We start from the raw sequence: 22,240 nt of genomic DNA, 5'->3' as shown, positions 1-22,240 counted from the left end.
TAGCACTAATGAATTAACCTATTATAAAGTAATACATGAGAAAAGAAAAGCACCACAAGGGGTGGAACGAGATAAAAACAAACGATTCGTGGGCCATTTTTAAAATAATGGGCGAATTTGTTAACGGTTTTGAAAAAATGAGTAAGATAGGTCCTTGCGTTTCTATATTCGGATCTGCACGAACAAAACCAGATAACCCTGAATACAAACTTGCCGAAAAAATAGCCAAGCGGATTGTTGAATCTGGTTACGGCGTTATAACAGGTGGTGGGCCAGGAATAATGGAAGCAGGGAATAAAGGTGCCCATTTGGGAGGAGGCACCTCTGTTGGGCTAAATATAGAACTCCCTTTTGAACAGCATGACAATCCATATATAGACGATGACAAAAGTTTAGACTTCGATTATTTCTTTGTACGTAAAGTCATGTTTGTAAAATACTCCCAAGGTTTTGTTGTTATGCCAGGAGGCTTCGGTACGCTAGATGAACTATTCGAAGCGATCACCCTAATACAAACACACAAAATCGAAAAATTCCCAATCATCCTAGTTGGAACAGCTTTTTGGGAAGGGCTTTTAGATTGGATAAAAACAACTTTATTGGACAAGTTTCAAAACATTAGCCCTAAAGATCTTGACTTAATACATGTTGTAAATAATGAAGAGGAAGTTATAGACATATTGGATGCATTCTACAAAGAATTCCAGTTAAGCCCTAATTTCTAAGTAATCTAAGTCTTAATTTTAGATTATAAATCTAATAAAACATGATATTTTATTATCTTGTGTCGCCTTACACAATTTATCAATCTTTAAAGCCTGTTTAGTAAATTGAAATTTCATTTTATAAGTTGTTTAATATATATTTTTATAAGCTTTAATGGTTTTGGTCAAAACAAAATTAACCTTAAGGCCACATTTGATATTGACAACGAACAAATTAAAATTTCACAGACTATTACCTACAAAAACACGTCAAAAGATACATTACAGACTATTTTTCTAAACGACTGGAACAATAGTTATTCCTCTAAAAACACCCCTCTGGCTATCAGACTAGCCGATGAGTACAAAAATGTTTTTCATTTAGCCAAAGATAAAGATCGTGGGTATTCTGAAATATCTTTCCTTAAGCAAGGTAACAACCTGTTAGAATTTGAAACAGTCAAAAATCAACCAGACATTATAAAGGTTTTGTTGAATACCCCCATAAAGCCCAATGAATCCTATACCATTCATTTAAAATATACTGTACATGTACCGAGTGATAAATTCACAGAATATGGTATATCAAAAACTGGCGATATGAATTTAAGGTATTGGTACATTACCCCTGCTGTATATAATGGGGAATGGCAATACTATAGCAATAAGGATTTAGATGATCTTTTTATTCCGAAGGCCGATATACACATAGAGGCTGAATATCCTATTGGATACACCTTAATAACAGAGCTAAACACCCTTATTAAAAGCCGTACCAATAACAAGCAAACAATAGTACTCGCAGGTGAAAACAGAACAAATAATAAATTATTCCTAAATAAAATACCCTCTTTTAAATCAATAGAAACACAAGGTATAAAAGTTGTATCCAATATCAACGGAGAGGATTTGGAGGATCTCGACAAAGCGATGATAACGGAAAGAATTATTGATTTTATGCTTGATAACCTTGGAGAATATCCACATGAAAAACTTCTTTTAACCAGTATTGACAATAGTAAAGACCCTGTTTACGGACTAAACTTTTTACCGAGTTTTTTAAAACCTTACCCACATCATTTTCAATATGAGTTAAGACTTTTAAAAGTAGCTCTATATAATTATCTAGAAAACACCTTACTCATAAACCCAAGAAAACACCAATGGCTTATTGATGGTTTACAAATCTATTACTTAATGAACTATGTTGAGCTGTACTATCCTGACATGAAGTTTTTGGGATCTTTTGCTAAGATGTGGGGCATTCGTTCATTCCATGCTGCCGATATGGATTTTAATGATAAATACAACATTGCATTTATGATAATGGGGCGCACCAATAAGGATCAACCCCTAACAATGCAAAAAGACTCCTTGCTAAAATTCAACAAAAACATAGCCAACAAATACAAAGCGGGTTTAGGCCTAAAATATCTCGATGACTTTATTAACAGTAATGTACTGGAAAATTCCATAAAGTCATTTTTAAACCAAAACAAATTAAAGGAAACAACTCCAAATGCATTTGAGAACTATTTAAAATCCAATACGCATAAAAATATAGATTGGTTTTTTACCGATTATCTTAAAACTAGAAAGAAGATCGATTTTAAAATAAAAAATGTTACAAAAACCAATGATTCCATAACCTTAACTGTAAAAAACAAGCGTAACAACAGTATGCCCATTTCCCTTTACGCATTGAACAATGACAGTATAATTTCTAAATTATGGATTGAAAACGTAACCGGCAACAAGACAATCACGATCCCCAATAACAATGCAAACAAACTGGTATTAAACTACGATAAGATTATACCAGAAACGAATATTAGAGACAACTGGAAATCCTTAAAAGGTTTCTTTTTTAACAACAAACCCTTACAATTTAGACTGTTTAAAGACATTGAAGACCCCCATTACAATCAAGTGTTCCTTATGCCTTTACTTGAGTTTAATAATATATATGACGGCTTTTCCTTGGGGATGAAAATGTACAATAAAACCATTTTACGAAAACATTTCGATTATAGAATAGAACCTAAATATGCATTTAAATCCAAATCGCTAACCGGCGCAGCATCAGCATCAATAACGCATAATTTAGAAAACAACGATCTTTTTTTTATTAACTACGGTATTCGATCCAGCTACACCTCTTATGCCGACGATTTATTTGTAAGTCAAATAACCCCATCATTAACCTTATTATTTAGGCAAGACAACGATTTTAGGTCCAATAAAAGGAAGTTATTAATGTTTAGGCATATAAACATCAACCGAGACAAGGATCCCAATAACCCACTAAGCTCTACAGAACCTAATTACAGTGTTTTCAATATTCGTTATATCAACTCTAACGACAACCTTATAAATTTCAGCAAATGGCACACCGATTTTCAAGTTGGAAAGACCTTTAGTAAAATTGCCTTTAATTATGAATACAGACGCTTGTTCCAAAACAACAGGCAATTAAACCTTCGGTTTTATGCTGGAACCTTTCTAAGAAACGATAACGATGTTAGTTCTGATTACTTTAGCTTTGCATTGGACAGGCCTACCGATTATTTATTCGATTATGCGTATTTAGGACGTTCTGAATCTAGCGGTATATTTAGTCAACAATACATAACAGCCGAAGGAGGTTTTAAATCTAAATTAGACACCCCATATGCTAACCAATGGATAACAACGCTTAATACCAGTACGACACTCTGGAAATATATATTACTATATGGAGATGCCGGCTTTGTTAAGAACAAATCCAATGCAGCCAATTTTGTATACGACTCAGGCATAAGAATTAACCTGGTAACCGATTATTTTGAAATTTACTTACCCCTTTATTCAAATCTAGGTTGGGAAATAGGCCAACCCCATTACGATCAAAAAATAAGATTTAAGTTCACCATAGACCCCGAATCGCTACTTGGTCTTTTTAGACGGCGTTGGTTTTAAAAACAACCTGTATTTTGAATATTTATCATTTTAAATATAATTTTTATAAAAAATTAATATTTTAAAGCTTATATATAAGCGATTTTTAAATATTATTCAAAGAATAAGACTGCTCTAAAATTGCAAAAAACATAAAGATTAACTACTTTTGCACAAGTTAAAGCATAGCAGCATGCAAATAATTCCAGATTTGAAAAACAACATATCATTCGACGATTTTAAAGCCGAAGTTTTAAATGACTATAAAATAGCTGTAAGAAGTCGAGAATGTAGTTTGTTGGGGAGACGAGAAGTATTAACGGGTAAAGCTAAATTTGGAATATTCGGAGATGGAAAGGAAGTTCCACAATTGGCTATGGCAAAGGCATTCCTAAAAGGCGATTGGCGTTCGGGCTATTATCGTGACCAAACCTTTATGATGGCTATAGGCGAATTAACTATGGAACAATTCTTTGCCGGATTATATGCCAATACCGACCTTACCATAGAACCTATGTCGGCAGGAAGGCAAATGGGAGGTCACTTTACCACCCATAGTTTAGATGACAAAGGACAATGGAAAGATTTAACTAAACAATACAATTCAAGTGCCGATATCTCTCCTACTGCAGGGCAAATGCCTCGGCTTTTAGGGCTGGCACAAGCTTCAAAAATCTTTAGGCACGTTAAAGATATTAATGCTTCAAACTTTTCTGTAAACGGTAATGAAGTTGCTTGGGGAACCATAGGTAATGCCAGTACTAGTGAGGGCTTGTTTTTCGAAACCATCAATGCAGCAGGCGTGTTACAAGTTCCTATGATAATTAGTGTTTGGGATGACGAATACGGTATTTCCGTGCATGCCAAGCATCAAACGACAAAAGAAAACATATCCGAAATCCTAAAAGGTTTTCAACGCGATAAGAACAGTAAAGGCTATGAGATTTTGCGTGTTAAAGGTTGGGATTACGCTAATTTAATTGAAACCTACCAAGAAGCGTCAGCTATTGCCAGAGAGGAACATGTACCTGTACTTATCCATGTAACAGAACTAACACAGCCACAAGGGCATTCCACTTCGGGCTCACATGAACGTTATAAATCCAGAGAACGCTTAGACTGGGAAACCGCACATGATTGCAATACCAAAATGAGAGCATGGATCATAGAGAATGGGATTGCAGATAATGAGATCCTTACAGATATTGAAAGAACTATAAAAAGAGACGTTAGAGAAGCTAAAAAAAGTGCTTGGGCTACTTTTTTAAAACCTATTTTAAAAGATCAAAAAAACCTAGCTTCCATCCTTACACAAATAGCACCTACAAGTACTAATGCTACTTTTATAACCAATATCAAGAACAACCTATTGGCTATAGACGAACCAACGCAAAAGGATATTCTATCCCACGCAAGAAAGGCATTAAGATACACCTTAGGAGATACTTCTTCAGAAAAAGATTTACTCAGAAATTGGATCAACAACCAATTTGAAACAAACCAGCCCAAGTTTAGTTCTCACCTGTACGTAGAAACAGAAAGATCTCCCGTTCTCATTAAGGAGGTCAAACCGATATATTCAGAAGATGCACCAATGGTTGACGGACGTATTATTATTCGCGACAATTTTGATGCTATTTTTAAGAACAAGCCTGAAGCCTTGATTTTTGGGGAAGATAGTGGTAATATTGGTGATGTTAACCAAGGACTTGAAGGCTTACAGGAAAAATATGGTGAATTACGTATCGCCGATACAGGTATTCGTGAAGCTACTATCGTAGGACAAGGTATTGGTATGGCATTACGGGGCCTTAGACCCATTGCCGAAATCCAATATTTGGATTACCTCATGTACGCGCTTCAAATAATTAGTGACGATCTGGCCACAACACATTACAGGACCAAAGGGAAGCAAAAAGCACCCTTAATAGTAAGAACAAGGGGGCACAGACTAGAAGGTATCTGGCATTCTGGTTCTCAAATGGGAGGCATCTTAAATTTAACGCATGGTATACACATTCTGGTACCGAGAAACATGACCAAAGCAGCCGGTTTTTATAATACCCTGTTACAAGGGGACGATCCTGCCTTGGTTGTAGAGTGCTTAAATGGGTATCGATTAAAAGAAAAAATGCCCAGCAATCTAAGCGACATAAGAACTCCTATTGGTATTGTAGAAACTATTAAAACAGGAGAAGACATTACATTGGTGTCTTATGGGTCGACCCTACGTATTGTAGAACAAGCAGCAAAAGAATTACTGGCCGTAGGAATAGATGCCGAAGTAATTGACGTACAGTCGTTGTTACCTTTAGATTTAAATCATGACATTGTAAAAAGTATCGCTAAAACCAATCGTGTTTTAATCATCGATGAAGATGTTCCTGGCGGTGCCTCGGCTTATATTTTGAATGAAATATTAAACAATCAAAATGCCTATCAGTACCTCGATAGCCAACCTAAAACACTAACTGCTAAAACGCACAGACCCGCATATGGCAACGATGGCGATTATTTTTCAAAACCATCTATAGAAGACGTTTTCGAAGCTGTTTACGATATTATGCATGAATTGGCACCTTCAGATTTTCCTAAATTAAGATAACAACTTTCAATTTCTAAAATCTACCAAAATGATACGACCATCTACGGACTTAGCTTTATTAATACTTCGAGTAGGAGTATCATCATTGATGCTTACGCACGGTATCCCGAAAATAAAACTGTTATTTGAAAGCCCAATAAAGTTTGCTGACCCCATAGGTTTTGGCGAACCGCTTTCTTTAATTTTTGCTTTAATTGGCGAAGTGATAGCCCCAATTTTAATCATCATAGGGTTTAAAACAAGATGGGCCACCCTTCCCTCCATTATTACAATGGCTGTTGCTGCTTTTGTTGTCCATATAAGCGACCCTCTTGGAACTAAAGAAAAAGCACTTCTTTTCTTAATTGCTTTTATAGCGATCTTTTTTGCTGGACCAGGCAAATTTTCTATTGACGGTTCAAAAAAATAACAACAATTGAAAGCTGCTTCGATTGTTAATATTAAACACGAATTAAAGCATAAGTCCAATGCTGAGTTGGAAGCACTCTGTTTACGTTTAGCCAAGTTCAAAATAGAAAACAAAGAACTACTCACCTACCTCCTTTTCGAATCCCATGATGAAAACGGATACATCGAGACTGTTAGGGACTACATGGATGAACAGTTTGAGTTGATTAACACCAGTAGTTTTTTCTTCATAAAAAAAAGTGTTCGGAAGATATTGCGAAACAAAAAAAAATACATCCGTTACTCGCAAAACAAAGAAACCGAAGTAGAACTGCTACTGCATTTCTGTTACAAACTAAAACACTTTTCACCAAGTATAAATAAGAGTGTGCAATTGGTAAACATGTACCAACGGCAATTGCAATTGGCTAAAAAAATAATTACTACCTTACATGAAGATTTGCAGTACGATTATAGTATAAAGTTAGAAAACTTATAAGCTCAATACTAAAGCCTCATGGACGAATATATAGACGTTGTTACCAAAGAAGGAAAGCCTACAGGAAAATCGGAATTAAAATCTATTATTCACCAAAAGGGCTATTACCATAATACGGCCCACATCTGGTTTTATACCAAATCGGGCTATATATTGTTATCGCAACGCGCTGCCAGTAAAAGTATTTGTCCGTTACTATGGGATGTTTCCGTAGCGGGGCATATAGATTCGGGTGAAACTGTAATAGAGGCAGCCATTCGTGAGACCAAAGAAGAGATTGGACTAAGTATTTCTCAATCCGAACTAAATAAAACAGGTGTTTTTGAATGCTTTCAAAACTATGAAAATGGTATAGTAGACAATGAATTTCACCATAGTTTCATTTGTGAATTGAAAGTAGACATCACCGATCTTAGCCCTCAAGAAGATGAAGTTGAAGCCTTAAAACTAGTCTCTTTGGACGATTTTGATTATTTGATAAAACATATTGGCAACGATAATCATTTGGTTCCTTCAAACAAACCTTATTACAAAATAGTGTTGGAAAGTATAAAACAAATTATAGCGTAAATGAACTTACTCCTCACAGCCATTGCTCCAGCTGCTATTATAATCCTTTACATATATTATAAGGATCGTTACGAAAAGGAACCAAAAATCATTCTCCTTTATTGTTTCTTGATGGGAGCTGTTTTAAGTATTCTGGTGACCACCCTTATCAGTTATATCCTTAATATATTCCTCCCCTTGCCCAACCATTTTAGTATATTTCAACAATTTGTAAAAGCCTTTTTTGTTGTTGCTTTAACCGAAGAGTTTAGCAAATACATTATTGTACGCTATTATGCTCAGTCGAATAAAGCTTTTAACGAACCTTTTGACGGGATTGTGTATGCCCTTATGGTTTCTATGGGATTTGCCACGACCGAAAATATATTTTATGTATTGGACGGAGGCTACCAAACGGCTTTGCTTAGAGCCTTTACGGCTGTTCCTGCACATGCCACTTTCGGGATTTTAATGGGGTACTACATGGGAAAAGCTAAATTTTCAAAAAACAGAATACGCCTTAATCTTGCAGGCTTATTGTTGGCTATTCTGTTTCATGGTGCCTACGACTTTTTCTTATTCATTGATTTTATACCGGGTATTTGGCTTGGTGCCTTTGCCTCACTGTTCTTTGGTGTTTACCTATCCAGAAAGGCTATTAAAAAGCATCAGGATCGATCGCATTTTAAACTCTAAACTTAGTTCGCCAAAAGAGCAAATACATCCAAAAATTCTTATATTTATACCTAAGGCTGTTTCTAATTTAAATTAGCTTAACATTCGTGTATTCGTAGCGCATATATTTTTTTAGATGCTAAAGTGAGATGCACTATAAAGTGTACCTTTTGACTTAATTTAAGACCAATAAACTATGGATAGTATTTTTAAAGCCAAAGTAAACGACTCATACGAATTCGAAATCAACGAAGCGTCGCTTGAGCAACTAGACATATTAAAAACATCTAGTAATACATTCCACATACTCCAAGCGCACAAATCCTATCAAGCAGAAATTACAAAAGCTGATTTTAATGCCAAAACGTATTGTGTAAATATTAATAACTCAACTTACGAAGTCCTTATTTACAATGCACTCGATATTCGCATTAACGACATGGGATTTACTACGGGCACCACAAAACATATTAATTCCATAAAAGCACCAATGCCCGGTTTAATACGTGATATAAGTGTAGGTGTTGGAGAAACTGTAGAGGAAAATAGTCCTTTATTGGTTTTAGAGGCTATGAAGATGGAAAACAGTATAGTTGCGCCTAGAAATGGTATCATAAAATCCATAGAGGTTGGTATAGGGGATGCCGTTGACAAAAACCAGTTGCTAATTGCTTTTGAATAACCGTAATAACTAAAAAAAAATAAATATCCGTTATGTGTCATGATACAAAAAAGCAGCGTTTTGTCATTAGGATATTTCGACAAGCTCAACACAGGCTTTAGTGGAACTTCTTTCATAATCAAAAGATTCTTCGCTTCGCCAGGCTCCGTTCTGAACGACAACACGCAGATTATTACTAATAACGGATAATCAATAAAATAATCGAACTATGCTTCAAATTAACAAACTACTTATTGCCAACCGAGGTGAAATAGCTATGCGCATTATAAAAACAGCTAAAAAGATGGGTATAGAAACGGTCGCTGTTTACTCTGATGCAGACAGAAATGCGCCTCATCTTAAACTAGCAGATGAAGCGGTCTGTATAGGAGAAGCCCCATCTAGTGCATCATACCTAAATGCGAGTAAAATAATAGATGCTGCTAAACAATGCCATGTAGATGCCATACACCCTGGTTATGGTTTTTTAAGTGAGAATGCCGATTTTGCCGAATTATGTGAGGCCAATCATATCATTTTTATTGGACCGCCTTCTAAAGCCATAAGAACCATGGGAAGCAAACTGGCAGCAAAAGAAGCTGTAAAACAATACAATATCCCTATGGTTCCAGGGATTGATGAAGCCATTACCAATACTTCTGAGGCTAAGGCTGTTGCTAAAACAATAGGGTTTCCGGTTTTAATTAAAGCTTCGGCTGGAGGTGGCGGCAAAGGCATGCGCATCGTTGAAAAAGAAGCGGACTTAGAAGCGCAAATGGAGCGTGCTGTCAGTGAAGCAACATCTGCTTTTGGTGACGGTTCTGTGTTTATTGAAAAGTATATCGATTCACCAAGACATATCGAAATTCAAGTCATGGCTGATAGTCATGGTAATATATTACATTTTTTTGAACGTGAATGCAGTATCCAAAGAAGGCATCAAAAAGTAATTGAAGAGGCACCATCTACCGTGTTAAGTCCCGGGTTACGATCTAAAATGGGGGAAGCAGCCATTAAAGTAGCTAAATCTTGTAATTATTTAGGAGCGGGTACCGTCGAGTTCCTATTGGATGCTAACCACAATTTCTACTTTTTGGAAATGAACACCCGCCTACAGGTTGAGCACCCTGTTACGGAATTGATTACTGGAGTTGATCTGGTAGAACTCCAAATTAGGGTCGCACAAGGGGAAGCACTTAAAATAAAGCAGTCCGATTTAAAGATCAATGGTCATGCACTGGAATTACGGGTTTATGCGGAAGACCCCTTAAATAATTTTCTGCCCAGTGTTGGACATCTAAATACATACAGGCTTCCAACGGGAAAAGGCATTCGCGTAGATAATGGTTTTGAAGCGCATATGGATATTCCCATTTATTACGATCCTATGCTATCTAAATTGATAACACATGGAAAAACACGCCAAGAAGCCATACAGCTTATGCTTCAAGCCATTTCCAACTACCACGTTGAAGGTGTAGCAACTACTTTGGCATTTGGTCGCTATGTATGTGAACATGAATCTTTTAGGTCTGGGAACTTTGACACTCATTTTGTAGAACATCACTTTAAACCAGAAATAATAAGGACAAAACTAAAAACCGAAGCTAAACTGGCGGCATTGATTGCTGTAAAGCAATACACTGAAGATCTAAAAACATTACGTTTACCTCATTAAAACAAGTCTATGGATTCTAAAATAAACAAACTAAACGAGCGCATTGCCTTGGCTCATCTTGGTGGTGGACAAAAGCGTATAGACAAACAGCACGCAAAGAAAAAACTAACAGCCAGAGAGCGCATTGCCTATCTTTTGGATGAAGGCTCGTTTGAAGAAACAGGTTTGTTGGTAACGCATCGTACCACCGATTTTAATATGGAGAAAGAGGTATACTATGGTGATGGTGTTGTTACGGGCTATGGGACAATACGAGACAGGCTTGTTTATGTTTATGCACAAGATTTCACGGTTTTTGGTGGATCCCTTTCTGAAACGCATGCCGAAAAAATATGCAAAATTATGGACATGGCCTTAAAAGTTGGAGCACCAATTATTGGGCTTAACGACTCTGGTGGGGCACGCATTCAAGAGGGGGTTCGATCTCTTGGGGGCTACGCTGATATATTTTATAGAAATGTACAGGCTTCTGGTATGGTACCACAAATATCGGCTATTATGGGACCATGTGCAGGTGGTGCTGTATACTCACCAGCCATGACCGACTTTACTATTATGGTAGAACAAACCAGTTACATGTTTGTTACTGGTCCCAACGTGGTTAAAACGGTTACCAACGAAGAGGTTTCCAGCGAAGCTTTAGGGGGTGCACATACCCATGCTTCCAAATCTGGGGTTGCCCATAAGACAGCGGCCAATGATGTTGAATGCTTAGAAGCAATTAAAACACTTTTAGGCTATTTACCTCAAAACAACAGGGAAACAACTAAATTATTGGATACAACTTTTAATGACGAAGTGCGTGATGTCCTAACAAATAGCATTCCCGACAATCCCAATAAGCCCTACGACATGCACAGTGTTATTTCGGGCATTATTGATGTGGATTCTTTTTATGAAATTCATAAGGACTATGCCGAAAATATTATTGTAGGGTTTGCTCGATTAGGAGGTCGCAGTATTGGTATTATCGCCAATCAGCCCATGGTTTTAGCTGGTGTTTTAGATGTAAACAGTTCGAAGAAAGCGGCACGCTTTACACGTTTTTGCGATTGTTTTAATATTCCTTTACTAGTGTTGGTAGATGTTCCTGGGTTTTTACCAGGTACGGACCAAGAATGGCAAGGTATTATTGTACATGGTGCTAAACTATTGTATGCACTCAGTGAAGCCACGGTTCCCCGTGTAACAGTTATTACCAGAAAAGCCTATGGGGGTGCTTATGATGTTATGAACTCAAAACACATTGGTGCTGATATGAATTTTGCATGGCCTACGGCCGAAATTGCTGTTATGGGAGCCAAGGGAGCCAGTGAGATTATATTTAAAAAAGACATTGCAGAGGCTAAAGATCCTGCTAAAAAACTAGTTGAAAAAGAAACCGAGTATGCCGAAAAATTCGCGAATCCCTACAGAGCAGCCAGTCGCGGTTTTATAGATGAGATTATTTTACCTAAAGATACGCGACGTAAACTCATAAAGGCATTTGCCATGCTGGAAAACAAAGAGGTAAACCGCCCCAAACGAAAACACGGTAATATACCGCTATAATCAATTAGGAAACATGGTACTATCAAGCCCAGTCACAATACGCAGGGCATTTTTATAGTATACTTTTTTTAGCACCTTGTCTGGCAAGTCCAAACCATACATAGCCCAAAATGCATGGTACTTTTTATGGTATGGAAAATACTCATCGGCACTTTCTAGAACTCTAAAGTAGGTAGGGAATTCTTCGGGTTTCCAACTGTCTTTCCCAAATAAGATACGGTCTTGGTATTTTATAAAAAAGGCCTTTGCGAATCGTGGTTGTCGGCCCAACTCGGCTATAATGGCACCTATCCCTACGTTCATGTTAGGGATTTCGTCTAGCAATTCCCCTAACCTACCTAAATTATTGGCATACCATCCCATATGGGCATTTATGAATGTTGTTTTAGGGTGCTTTTTAAACATACGATGTTGTTCTGCAATAATTTGCTCCCAGGGTGCTGGATCATTTGCACTGCGTTTTCTTCGGGGATGGGTTTTAAGCTCTAACCAACGTTCATTATCTGCATTAAAATCGTCCCAAAAGGATTTAGGGTCTGCCGAGTGAATAAGCACAGGGATTCCTAAATCACCACAGGTTTCCCAAATAGGATCCAACCGCGTATCGTCTACAGCCAATCTATTTCCTTGTACATCTTTATTATGCATCCCCAGGCTTTTATAAACCTTTAATCCTTTTGCTCCGTTTTTTACATCTTGCTTTAATTGGGCAACTGTTTTTTCTATCCATCCTTCTGCTCCGGCATTATTAAAGTCGATATTAGCGAATACTACAAACCGATTTGGGAAGTGGTCTGCTATATTTTTAACAGCCATTTTCAAGTTATCTCCTGAGCGCCCACTTAAATTGACCATAATCTTCATGTTTAGGGTGTCCATGGCCGCTACAACTGGAGACAAATCTTGTGTTGCCATTCTGTATTGATGTCCATGTACGTCAATAAATGGAAACTTTGCTTGTTTTATTATTTTACCGGGAACAACGAGTGTTGAGGTTGGATTGTAGGTTTCAAAAGACATGTCCTGAGCATTGCTAATTGTAAAAACACATGTTAGCAATAGAAAGAGAAGGTTTTGTAATTTCATTCGTTTTAATTTTGATAATTATTTAATAATAAGTTAATTATAAAATTGAGAACGTATGAAACCGCTACGCTCTCACATTAAAAGTTTTAAACATTTCCTTTTGTGAAGTAATTTTTAAAATTTCTTAATGCTCGTTTCATTCGGTTATGGTTATATATGAATATCCTTAATGTTATTCTATTAGTCATATCTAAAATTACTATTATTCAAATAATTACATATAACTTTAAGATTGGTTTAACACCTAGACAAGCAATCCCTGTATTTTATGCTATAGTGATATTATGAGTTACAATATCGACTACAGCCGAAATAATATACTCTACTCCAATCGCAATAACTACAAATCCGATAATTCTTGATAGTGCATTGATTCCTGAAGCTCCCAACAGTTTAACAATTGCATGGGCGCTCTTTAAAATTAGATATATACTAATGGCTGATAGCAACATGGCACTTATTAGTATGGCAACCTGATCTGGTAAATGGTATTCCTGATTGTACGTAATTAACATGGATATTGTTCCCGGACCTGCCAACATGGGTATGGCCAACGGTGTTAGGGCGATCGAATCGCGTGTACGGATATCTTCTTCTACGCGTTCGCGTTTCATGCCTTTATGTTCTCTAAATTTACCTGTTAAAAGCGCAAAACCGGAAGATACAATAATAAGTCCGCCAGCTATTTTTAAAGCATTTAGGCTAATACCAAAAAAGGACAGGATATACTTTCCTGCGAAAAACGACAATAGTAAAATGGCCAACACATCGATGGCAGTCCAAAATGCTGTTACAGCGCGTTCTTTTTTATTATTATCGAGGGTAAGGCCAACAAAAATGGGCACGGTCCCCAGTGGATTCATGATTGAGAATAAGGCTCCAAAACTCAACAAAAATAGTTCCATGTTTTTTTGGCAAAAACACCACTATTTATCGGCTTAAGGGTTATGAAATGATTAAGATAAGATTAAATATTTAGGAATCTGAGTTTGCTCAACAAAACTATCTAATATAATGAAAATCATTTCTACAGAGTGGGAAACAACTAAGCTTGTACTGAGCAAAGTTGAAGTGAGAAATCTTATAATAATGAGATTCTTCCTCATACTTCGTCAGGATGACGTTAAAAACTGATTAGCTATACAAATAATGACCTGCTTTCCCCAAATTGATTGTCCAAACCCTTGTTACAAACCCAAACAAAAAACAAACACGTACGTCATGGCGAGGGAGGTACGACCGAAGCCATCTCTTGGTTACCCCCTACTCACAGATTGCTTCACTGCGTTCGCAATGACATAGTTTGTCTAAAACATGCAGCACACATACCCCACAGCTTACTTTTATAAGGGGTTTACATGGTGTTGACATGGCTTTGGGTGCACTTAGATACGGGTGAACCCTCATCGGGACATTCCTTTATATGGTATAGGACAGCGAGACAATAAAGGTGATCGGTCTACTTGATTGGGAAGTTAATTCTTTGCAAAATGTGTCATTCTACAAAGCTTTCTGTAACCATTTTTCTAGCGTTCGGGTGGTTCAATTTACATAACAACAATGAGATATGCAACCTTGAAAACATTTTCTACTTATGCAAGGCTCTTATTTAAATAGGTTACTAATGCGTTGTTTCTGTTTTCTTGGTTTGGATTGCTAGTTGAACCTATATGCTTTTAATACAAGCCTTGGGGTTTCCTAAATTTTATGAGCTGCTAATTCACGAATGGCAGGGGTTAGAAATCTTCGTGAATTCGTGGCAATACAGGCTTTGGTTTGTAATAAAGAATTTCTTGAAACGAACTATCCCTGATGTAGAACCGTAGGGGCATACTTCGACAGAGCCTGTATCGAGCTTGTCGAGATGCTAAGTACAGGTTTCGCTCGTTTCATTTTGATCTCACAAGGCCAAAAACCGACATTCTGTATTTAGATTTCCGTTAAAAACGGGAATGACAATTTCAACGAAAACCCAGACGCTGAGCGTCGAGGAATTCTTTTTGATTAAACCTGTGGGCTTACCATCGGATGGGGTTTAGTCAAAAAATTACCCCAAAGCCAAGCCTTGGGGTACTTTATATAAATAAAGAATTTCTTGAAACGAACTATCCTCGAGGCAGAGCCATAGAGGTATTTCGCTCGTTTCATTTTGACCTTTTAGGTCAAAAACCGAAATTCTATATTTAGATTCCCATTTCCATGGGAATGACAATGTCAGTGGAAACCCCGACGCAAAGCGTCGAGGAATTCTTTTCGATTAACTCAACAAGAAACTGCTTAAGGTTCGAACTGTTTTAATGTCTTTTTAATAATAGCCACACAGTCTAATAACTGTGCTTCTGTTATTACTAAAGGTGGGGCAAACCGAATAATATTACCATGTGTTGGCTTGGCTAACAGACCATTATCGCGTAAAGCCAAACAAATGTTCCAAGCTGTATCGCTATTTTCATCATCATTTATCACGATTGCATTTAAAAGGCCTTTGCCTCTCACCAACTTAGCTATATTACTTGTTTCAATGTATGCATTGAGTTCATCACGGAACAAACGCCCCAAAGTCTCTGCCCTATTGGCTAGATCTTCTTCTTGCACTACTTCTAAAGCAGCCATAGCTACTGCTGCTGCTATGGGATTGCCTCCAAATGTACTGCCATGACTCCCTGGTTTAATTACTTTCATAATGGCATCATTTGCTAAAACTGCACTTACTGGATAGGCACCGCCACTTAAGGCCTTACCTAGTATCAAAACATCCGGGCGTACATTTTCATGATCTACCGCTAAGAGCCTTCCCGTACGTGCAATACCAGTTTGCACCTCGTCTGCTATAAACAAAACGTTGTACTGATTACAAAGTGCTTTGGCTTTAGCCAAGTACCCTTCGCTTGGCACGTACACGCCTGCCTCTCCTTGAATAGGCTCGACCAAAAATCCGGCTACATTTGGATTATTTTTTAGTTCAGATTCCAAGGCTTCAATATTATCATAAGGTATTTTAACGAAGCCTTTGGTATACGGCCCAAAGTTTTCACGTGCTACGGGATCGTTTGAAAACGAAATAATGGTTGTTGTGCGTCCGTGAAAATTGTTTTCGCATACAATAATATCAGCTTGATTTTCGTCAATACCCTTTACTTCGTATGCCCAGCGCCTGCAAATCTTTAAAGCTGTTTCCACAGCTTCAGCACCAGTATTCATTGGTAAAAGCTTATCGAATCCAAAAAATTGGCAAGCCATCTTCTCGTACTTGCCTAACATATCGTTATAAAATGCACGAGAGGTTAGTGTTAGTGTTTGTGCTTGTTGCACCATAGCACCTACGATCTTAGGGTGGCAGTGTCCTTGATTAACAGCTGAATAGGCCGATAAAAAGTCATAGTATTGTTTACCTTCTATATCCCAAACATGTACGCCTTTTCCTTTGCTCAATACTACTGGAAGCGGATGGTAATTATGCGCACCGTATTGGTTTTCTAAATTAATTACTTGTTGGGGTGTTGTGTGTTCTAAAACAGCCATTTTAATGGTATTAAATTGATAAAATAACCATTCCTACTGTACCTTTATCCTTTCGAAGTGTCGAAAATTCAGCGTGGGAGAGAAATCATCCTTAGGGCTTGCAATTTACTAAATATTCGCGATGTCCTAAAATTTTGTATATACATTTTGGTGCTCTGCTATCTAACACATGCTTAAAAAAAATCTCATAAAGTAAATATAAATAAGCAATATATATGGTGGCTATTATTATTTTTGCAGCATGTCAAGAAGAAACAAAAAACAGGTCTTTACCAACGTTGAGGTTATAGATGCTGGTGCAAAGGGCAAAACTGTTGCCAAAGCACCGGATGGTAAAGTTATATTTTTACCAAATGCCGTTCCGGGTGATGTTGTAGATGTACAAACTTTTAAGAAGCGTAAAGCGTATTATGAAGGAAAAGCTACTGTATTTCATAAGTTGTCGGATAAACGGGTACGCCCGGTATGCGAACATTTTGGAACGTGTGGTGGTTGTAAATGGCAACACATGGGCTACGAGCACCAATTGTATTATAAACAAAAGGAGGTTGTTAACAATTTAACGCGACTGGGGCACATTCAGCTTCCTGAGGTAACGCCAATACTTGGATCTGCTAAGCAGTATTTTTATCGTAATAAAATGGAATTTTCCTTTAGTGACAGTCGATGGTTGACTTTAGAGGAAATACAATCTGACGAAGCGCTTACTGATAAAAACGCTTTGGGGTTTCATATTCCGGGTATGTGGGATAAAATTCTGGATGTTAAGTCTTGTCATTTACAGGAGGATCCATCGAATGCCATACGTAATGCTGTTAAGCAATTTGCAATTGATAACGATTTGGCATTTTTTAACACTCGTAATCAAACGGGCTTGCTACGTACCATGATGATACGTACAGCCAGCACTGGAGATTTAATGGTATTAATCCAGTTTTTTATGGATGATAGGGTAAAGCGTGAGCTTTTATTGGATTTCCTTTCTGAAAGCTTCCCACAAATAACGTCTTTACAATATGTAATTAACGGTAAAGGGAACGATACTATTTACGATCAGGAGGTTATTTGTTATAAGGGTAAGGATCATATTTTTGAAGAAATGGAGGGTTTACGCTTTAAAATCAATGCCAAGTCTTTTTACCAAACCAATAGTGACCAGGCTTACGAGCTTTATAAAATAACCCGTGATTTTGCTGGGCTTACGGGTAATGAGCTGGTTTACGATCTTTATACGGGCACTGGAACCATTGCGCAGTTTGTTGCCAAGAAAGCGCGTAAAGTAGTTGGTGTAGAGGCGGTTCCTGATGCTATTGCCGCGGCCAAGGAGAATGCACAATTAAATGACATTAATAACGTTGACTTTTTTGTGGGTGATATGAAACACGTCTTTAATAACGAATTTATTACTGCGCACGGGCATCCGGATGTTATAATTACCGATCCGCCCCGTGATGGTATGCATAAGGATGTGGTACAGCAAATATTAAATATTGCCCCCCAAAAGGTGGTTTACGTAAGTTGTAACAGTGCCACTCAGGCCAGGGATCTGGCGTTGATGGATGGTATGTACAAAGTAACGAAAACGCAGGCGGTAGATATGTTTCCGCAAACGTTTCACGTTGAAAATGTAGTGCTTTTGGAAAAACGTTAGGCAGAGCTTTTATTGTTTATGTGTTTATTCGTTTATTTGTAACTTAATGAAAGCCCATAATGCATTTGGCAAGGAACGGACGATGCCACAACGGATATAATTAATTACTAACACATGCCAGTGCTAAAATTTAAGTGTATAAAAACCTATTTGTTAAGTCATCATAACTAAAAACAGCGTACCCTAAATTCATGAAGAAACTAAGTTTACTAATTCTCCTAGCTATTTTAACGGCGCATACAGGCTGCGAAAGGGACGATATCTGCCCGGGTAGCACTCCTACTACCCCCCATTTAATTATTGATGTTTTTGATTTCGAAAATCAGGAAAGCAAAAAAAACATCTTTAACCTGGTTGTTGCCAAAGGCACGGAAAGCACCATACTTCCGGGCTATGCATTTGAATCAAAAAACAATTTGGTTTTACCTTTGGACACCAAGGCCAACACAACGCAATACAGGCTTATAAAGAATGCAAAGGTAAATGACAATGGTACACCCGATGATACGAGCGATGATGTTATTGAAGGTAATTACGATGTTTTAACTATTAACTACAGTCGTGAAGAGATATATGTGTCGCGTGCCTGTGGTTATAAAACCATCTTTCAGAACGTAACGTTAACCATTGAGGACGATGGTGACAACTGGATATTATCGCAACAAGCTCTTAACCCCAACCAATCTGTAGAAGATGAAACAACAACGCACTTTAACATATATCACTAGTCTGTTTATGGTTTTCTTTTGTGCGTTTGCCAGCGCACAAAACGATAGTATTGTAAGTACTGTTAACGACACTTTAAAGGTACAGCTAAAATATGGCCTGCGTGTGGGTGGCGATATTGGTAAACTGGTTCGCTCGTTCGTTGATGACGATTACAGTGGTTTTGAGGTTAGTGCCGATTACCGCTTAAAGCCTAAATTATACCTTGCCGGGGAATTGGGTTTTGAAGAAAAAAATACGGTTACAGACTATTTAGACATAACAAGTAAGGGCTCGTATATTAAGGCTGGAATAGATTATAACATGTACCAAAACTGGTTGGATATGGACAATATGATCTATACTGGTTTTCGTCTGGCGGCCAGCTCGTTTAGCCATAATCTTAATAGTTATAACATCTATAACACAGATCAGTTTTGGGCACCTCAGTACAGTGTTAGTGAAGGCAGGTCTTTTGATGGCTTGACCGCTGTATGGGCTGAACTCATCCTTGGTATTAAGGCCGAATTGTTTAACAACTTATATCTTGGGCTTAATGTGCAGCTTAAAATGTCGGTTACTGAAACGGAACCAGACAATTTTGAAAATGTTTACATTCCGGGATTTCATAAAACCTACGACAGCAGTGGTATTGGTGTGGGTTATGGCTATACCATTTCGTATCGTATTCCGTTGTATAAGAAAGTGAAGGAGTAATATAGCTACACTGGTTTTCTTTTAAACAACCAAATACTTCTATAATGGCTTAAAACTTTCCATCTGATTGGTTTAGGCTTATTGATATTCTTTATAAAATTGAAGGAATTATTTTCTATGTTTATAAGAAAGTGATTATATTAGCTTCTGTGTTTTACACTTGAGAGTATACGACTAAAAAAGCAGTGTTATCTCAACTTTTGAGAACATTATTAAACATTTAGTCATCCATATAAACAAGTTAGCAAATATTATGACTCATTTATCACCAAACGACAATGATTACAATATAGTATCAAGACTTGCCAAATTAAAATAATTAAATAAATATAAAAACTTATGAAAAGCATTCCTTCATTTATCTGTTTATTTATCATATCAGTTAATTCTTTTGGACAAATTTATCAGAATACCAATGACACAATATTTTTGAAAGATGGAAGCAAAATCATTGACGATTTCAGAACAATTTTTATAAATAACAAAAACATTACCCTATTTAAAATTAAAGATGAAAGCGCAGGAAAAAAGAAATTAAAAGGAGGAGACTTTATTAAAACCAAAATCCCTAAGGATAAAATTAGTAAAATTATTGATAACGATGTTGAAATTAAAAAAATTAAGGATATTAATAAAAATGATGTAATTGCTAATATGCATACTAATAATAAGAAGGAAAAATATGTTCTTAAGCGAACTGTTATTGAAAACGTCATTTTTTCAAATGGACAGAGAGACTTTCTCGAAGTTCTCCAAGAGGGGTACTGCAATTTATATCTTCAAAAAACGGAAGGAGCTAGTCTAGACCTAAACAAATCAGGCAAAACCCATTATCACTATTACGTTAAACGTAAAGGCGAAAAAAAAATCACGAAATTAAAAGGTAGTGGCTTTATATTAGGTAGTGGTGTGAAAAGTAATTATTTTGAAGATTGTTCATTAGCAATGGATTTTATTGCTAAGGTTAAGAAAATGAATAGAGGAAATTTAATTTCCTTAGTTAAATTATATAATGAAAATTGCATTAATTGAATTGTTGAAAATAACATTTGCTAACACCGGTTGCACAAGCCCGTGGTTTTGTAAAAACAAGATACATAAACGCCCATTTTAAGGGCGTTTGTTGTTTTTTAAAAGTATTGCGTTCTAATCCAGATGGCCATATGGGCTTAAAATGGCTTCTGTAACTGCCTTAAAACGGTAAAAAATGAAGCATAGACTTGCCACGCCACTTTTACTGTGTTAGTAAAGGCAAGTCTTTTGATGGTTTAACTGCTGTATGGGCGGAACTCATTCTTGGTATTAAGGCCGAATTGTTTAACAACTTATACCTCGGGCTTAATGTGCAGCTTAAAATGTCGGTTACAGAAACAGTGCCCAACAACTTTGAAAATATTTACATTCCGGGATTCCATAAAACCTACGACAGCAGTGGTATTGGTGTGGGTTATGGCTATACCATATCGTATCGTATTCCGCTGTATAAAAAAGTGAAGGAATAATATTTTATATCTACCAAACACCTCTATAATGGCTTAAAAACTTTCTATTAGGTTGGTTTAGGCTTTGTTGATATTCTTTATAAAATTGAAGGAATTATTTTCTATGTTTATAAGAAAGTAATTATATTAGCTTCCATGTTTTGCACTTGAGAGTATAATAACAGGGGATGTACTAAAAAAAGCAGCGTTATACCACCAACTTTGGAACATTATCAAACATTTAGTCATCCATATAAACAAGTTGGCAACAATACCCAAACTGAAAGCAAAACGAATGGAAAAGAAATTAAAACAAAGCATTCTGACTTCTTATCTCATTGGAACACCAATTGGAATTTTGACTGTCGCGGCTACGATTTGGATTCCTTTTTTATTAACTGGAGAAGGACTTTTGACAATTGTTATTCTTGGAGCTTATAGAATTTCAACAATCGGACTTTTAGTTGCGTTTCTGATTGCTCTATGGGTTGGAGGAAAATTAGCCTATCAGAATATTAAAAGGGGGAAATCATTACTTCTGACTTCCTTTAAATACTCAACTATTGTGAATTTAATAATCTGGGCTACTTTTTGTTTGATTACAGTATTGACTGTTACTGAAGAAAAACTTTTAATGATGATTCCACCGATAATCGCCTTTCTTGTTTGTACAGTTCTGACAACATTTTCAATCGGACTTTTAATTTCTTATATGATTAAACGAATAAATAATAAACCGACTGAATTAAAAAATACTGTTGCCAATAACTAAGTGTTCGTGTGGTCGGTACGGCCAAACATGAACACCGTGTTGACTGAACCGGTTTTGGTC

19 protein-coding genes are annotated in these 22,240 nt (G+C 36.8%); 16 read left to right on the top strand and 3 right to left on the bottom strand.

Translation table 11 applies throughout. The features are described 5' to 3' along the window. The first annotated feature begins 35 nt into the window (after window positions 1-35). From ABD792_RS17180 to ABD792_RS17135, 10 genes are all read left to right on the top strand, one after another. On the top strand, window positions 36-725 hold the full coding sequence (locus ABD792_RS17180; RefSeq protein WP_345007604.1) for an LOG family protein: 690 nt from the start codon (window positions 36-38) through the stop codon (window positions 723-725). A 105-nt stretch (window positions 726-830) separates the two neighbouring features. Next, window positions 831-3,662, top strand: a complete 2,832-nt coding sequence (locus ABD792_RS17175) for a gluzincin family metallopeptidase (RefSeq protein ID WP_345007603.1) — start codon at window positions 831-833, stop codon at window positions 3,660-3,662. A gap of 172 nt (window positions 3,663-3,834) precedes the next feature. Then, window positions 3,835-6,246, top strand: coding sequence for an alpha-ketoacid dehydrogenase subunit alpha/beta (locus ABD792_RS17170; RefSeq protein WP_345007602.1), 2,412 nt, complete (start codon window positions 3,835-3,837; stop codon window positions 6,244-6,246). 28 nt (window positions 6,247-6,274) lie between these two features. Beyond that, window positions 6,275-6,655, top strand: coding sequence for a DoxX family protein (locus ABD792_RS17165; protein WP_345007601.1), 381 nt, complete (start codon window positions 6,275-6,277; stop codon window positions 6,653-6,655). 6 nt (window positions 6,656-6,661) lie between these two features. Continuing rightward, window positions 6,662-7,132: a hypothetical protein gene (locus ABD792_RS17160; RefSeq protein ID WP_345007600.1), complete on the top strand. Its 471-nt coding sequence runs from the start codon at window positions 6,662-6,664 to the stop codon at window positions 7,130-7,132. An 18-nt stretch (window positions 7,133-7,150) separates the two neighbouring features. Then, window positions 7,151-7,702 carry an NUDIX hydrolase gene (locus ABD792_RS17155; protein ID WP_345007599.1) on the top strand — a complete coding sequence of 184 codons (552 nt, stop codon included), beginning with the start codon at window positions 7,151-7,153 and terminating at the stop codon, window positions 7,700-7,702. Next, on the top strand, window positions 7,703-8,377 hold the full coding sequence (locus ABD792_RS17150; RefSeq protein WP_345007598.1) for a PrsW family intramembrane metalloprotease: 675 nt from the start codon (window positions 7,703-7,705) through the stop codon (window positions 8,375-8,377). It abuts the gene before it with no gap. A 175-nt stretch (window positions 8,378-8,552) separates the two neighbouring features. Beyond that, window positions 8,553-9,038 carry an acyl-CoA carboxylase biotin carboxyl carrier protein subunit gene (locus ABD792_RS17145; protein ID WP_345007597.1) on the top strand — a complete coding sequence of 162 codons (486 nt, stop codon included), beginning with the start codon at window positions 8,553-8,555 and terminating at the stop codon, window positions 9,036-9,038. 217 nt (window positions 9,039-9,255) lie between these two features. Beyond that, complete coding sequence (gene accC, locus ABD792_RS17140; RefSeq protein WP_345007632.1) at window positions 9,256-10,695, top strand: acetyl-CoA carboxylase biotin carboxylase subunit; 1,440 nt, start codon at window positions 9,256-9,258, stop codon at window positions 10,693-10,695. A 9-nt stretch (window positions 10,696-10,704) separates the two neighbouring features. Further along, a complete protein-coding gene (locus tag ABD792_RS17135; RefSeq protein ID WP_345007596.1) occupies window positions 10,705-12,246 on the top strand; it encodes an acyl-CoA carboxylase subunit beta in 1,542 nt (513 codons plus the stop codon). Here ABD792_RS17135 and ABD792_RS17130 read toward each other — a convergent pair whose 3' ends face one another. The 3 genes from ABD792_RS17130 to rocD form a co-directional block, all read right to left on the bottom strand. Next, on the bottom strand, window positions 12,247-13,332 hold the full coding sequence (locus tag ABD792_RS17130; RefSeq protein ID WP_345007595.1) for an amidohydrolase family protein: 1,086 nt from the start codon (window positions 13,330-13,332) through the stop codon (window positions 12,247-12,249). Between the two features lie 266 nt (window positions 13,333-13,598). Further along, a complete protein-coding gene (locus tag ABD792_RS17125; protein WP_345007594.1) occupies window positions 13,599-14,237 on the bottom strand; it encodes a MarC family NAAT transporter in 639 nt (212 codons plus the stop codon). Window positions 14,238-15,609: 1,372 nt separating this feature from the next. Further along, a complete protein-coding gene (gene rocD / locus ABD792_RS17120; protein ID WP_345007593.1) occupies window positions 15,610-16,854 on the bottom strand; it encodes an ornithine--oxo-acid transaminase in 1,245 nt (414 codons plus the stop codon). A 241-nt stretch (window positions 16,855-17,095) separates the two neighbouring features. Between rocD and rlmD the strand changes: the two genes are divergently transcribed. The 6 genes from rlmD (at window position 17,096) to ABD792_RS17090 (ending at window position 22,180) form a co-directional block, all read left to right on the top strand. Then, the gene (gene rlmD / locus ABD792_RS17115) at window positions 17,096-18,505 is read left to right on the top strand and encodes a 23S rRNA (uracil(1939)-C(5))-methyltransferase RlmD (protein WP_345007592.1); all 1,410 of its coding nucleotides are present in this window, start codon (window positions 17,096-17,098) and stop codon (window positions 18,503-18,505) included. A 191-nt stretch (window positions 18,506-18,696) separates the two neighbouring features. After that, window positions 18,697-19,233: a DUF6452 family protein gene (locus ABD792_RS17110; protein ID WP_345007591.1), complete on the top strand. Its 537-nt coding sequence runs from the start codon at window positions 18,697-18,699 to the stop codon at window positions 19,231-19,233. Then, window positions 19,199-19,927 carry a DUF6048 family protein gene (locus ABD792_RS17105; protein ID WP_345007590.1) on the top strand — a complete coding sequence of 243 codons (729 nt, stop codon included), beginning with the start codon at window positions 19,199-19,201 and terminating at the stop codon, window positions 19,925-19,927. Before ABD792_RS17110 ends, ABD792_RS17105 begins: the two co-directional genes overlap by 35 nt. 339 nt (window positions 19,928-20,266) lie before the next feature. Further along, the gene (locus ABD792_RS17100; RefSeq protein ID WP_345007589.1) at window positions 20,267-20,959 is read left to right on the top strand and encodes a hypothetical protein; all 693 of its coding nucleotides are present in this window, start codon (window positions 20,267-20,269) and stop codon (window positions 20,957-20,959) included. A gap of 188 nt (window positions 20,960-21,147) precedes the next feature. Further along, entirely contained in the window at window positions 21,148-21,429 is a 282-nt protein-coding gene (locus tag ABD792_RS17095; protein ID WP_345007588.1) for a DUF6048 family protein, read from the top strand. Window positions 21,430-21,703: 274 nt separating this feature from the next. Next, window positions 21,704-22,180 carry a hypothetical protein gene (locus ABD792_RS17090; RefSeq protein WP_345007587.1) on the top strand — a complete coding sequence of 159 codons (477 nt, stop codon included), beginning with the start codon at window positions 21,704-21,706 and terminating at the stop codon, window positions 22,178-22,180. Window positions 22,181-22,240: the final 60 nt, after the last annotated feature.

Origin of the sequence: Snuella lapsa (assembly GCF_039539345.1) — a bacterium.
Classification (GTDB): domain Bacteria; phylum Bacteroidota; class Bacteroidia; order Flavobacteriales; family Flavobacteriaceae; genus Snuella; species Snuella lapsa.
The sequence above is the reverse complement of the archived record's forward strand: the minus strand, read 5'-3'. Positions and strand labels throughout refer to the sequence as shown.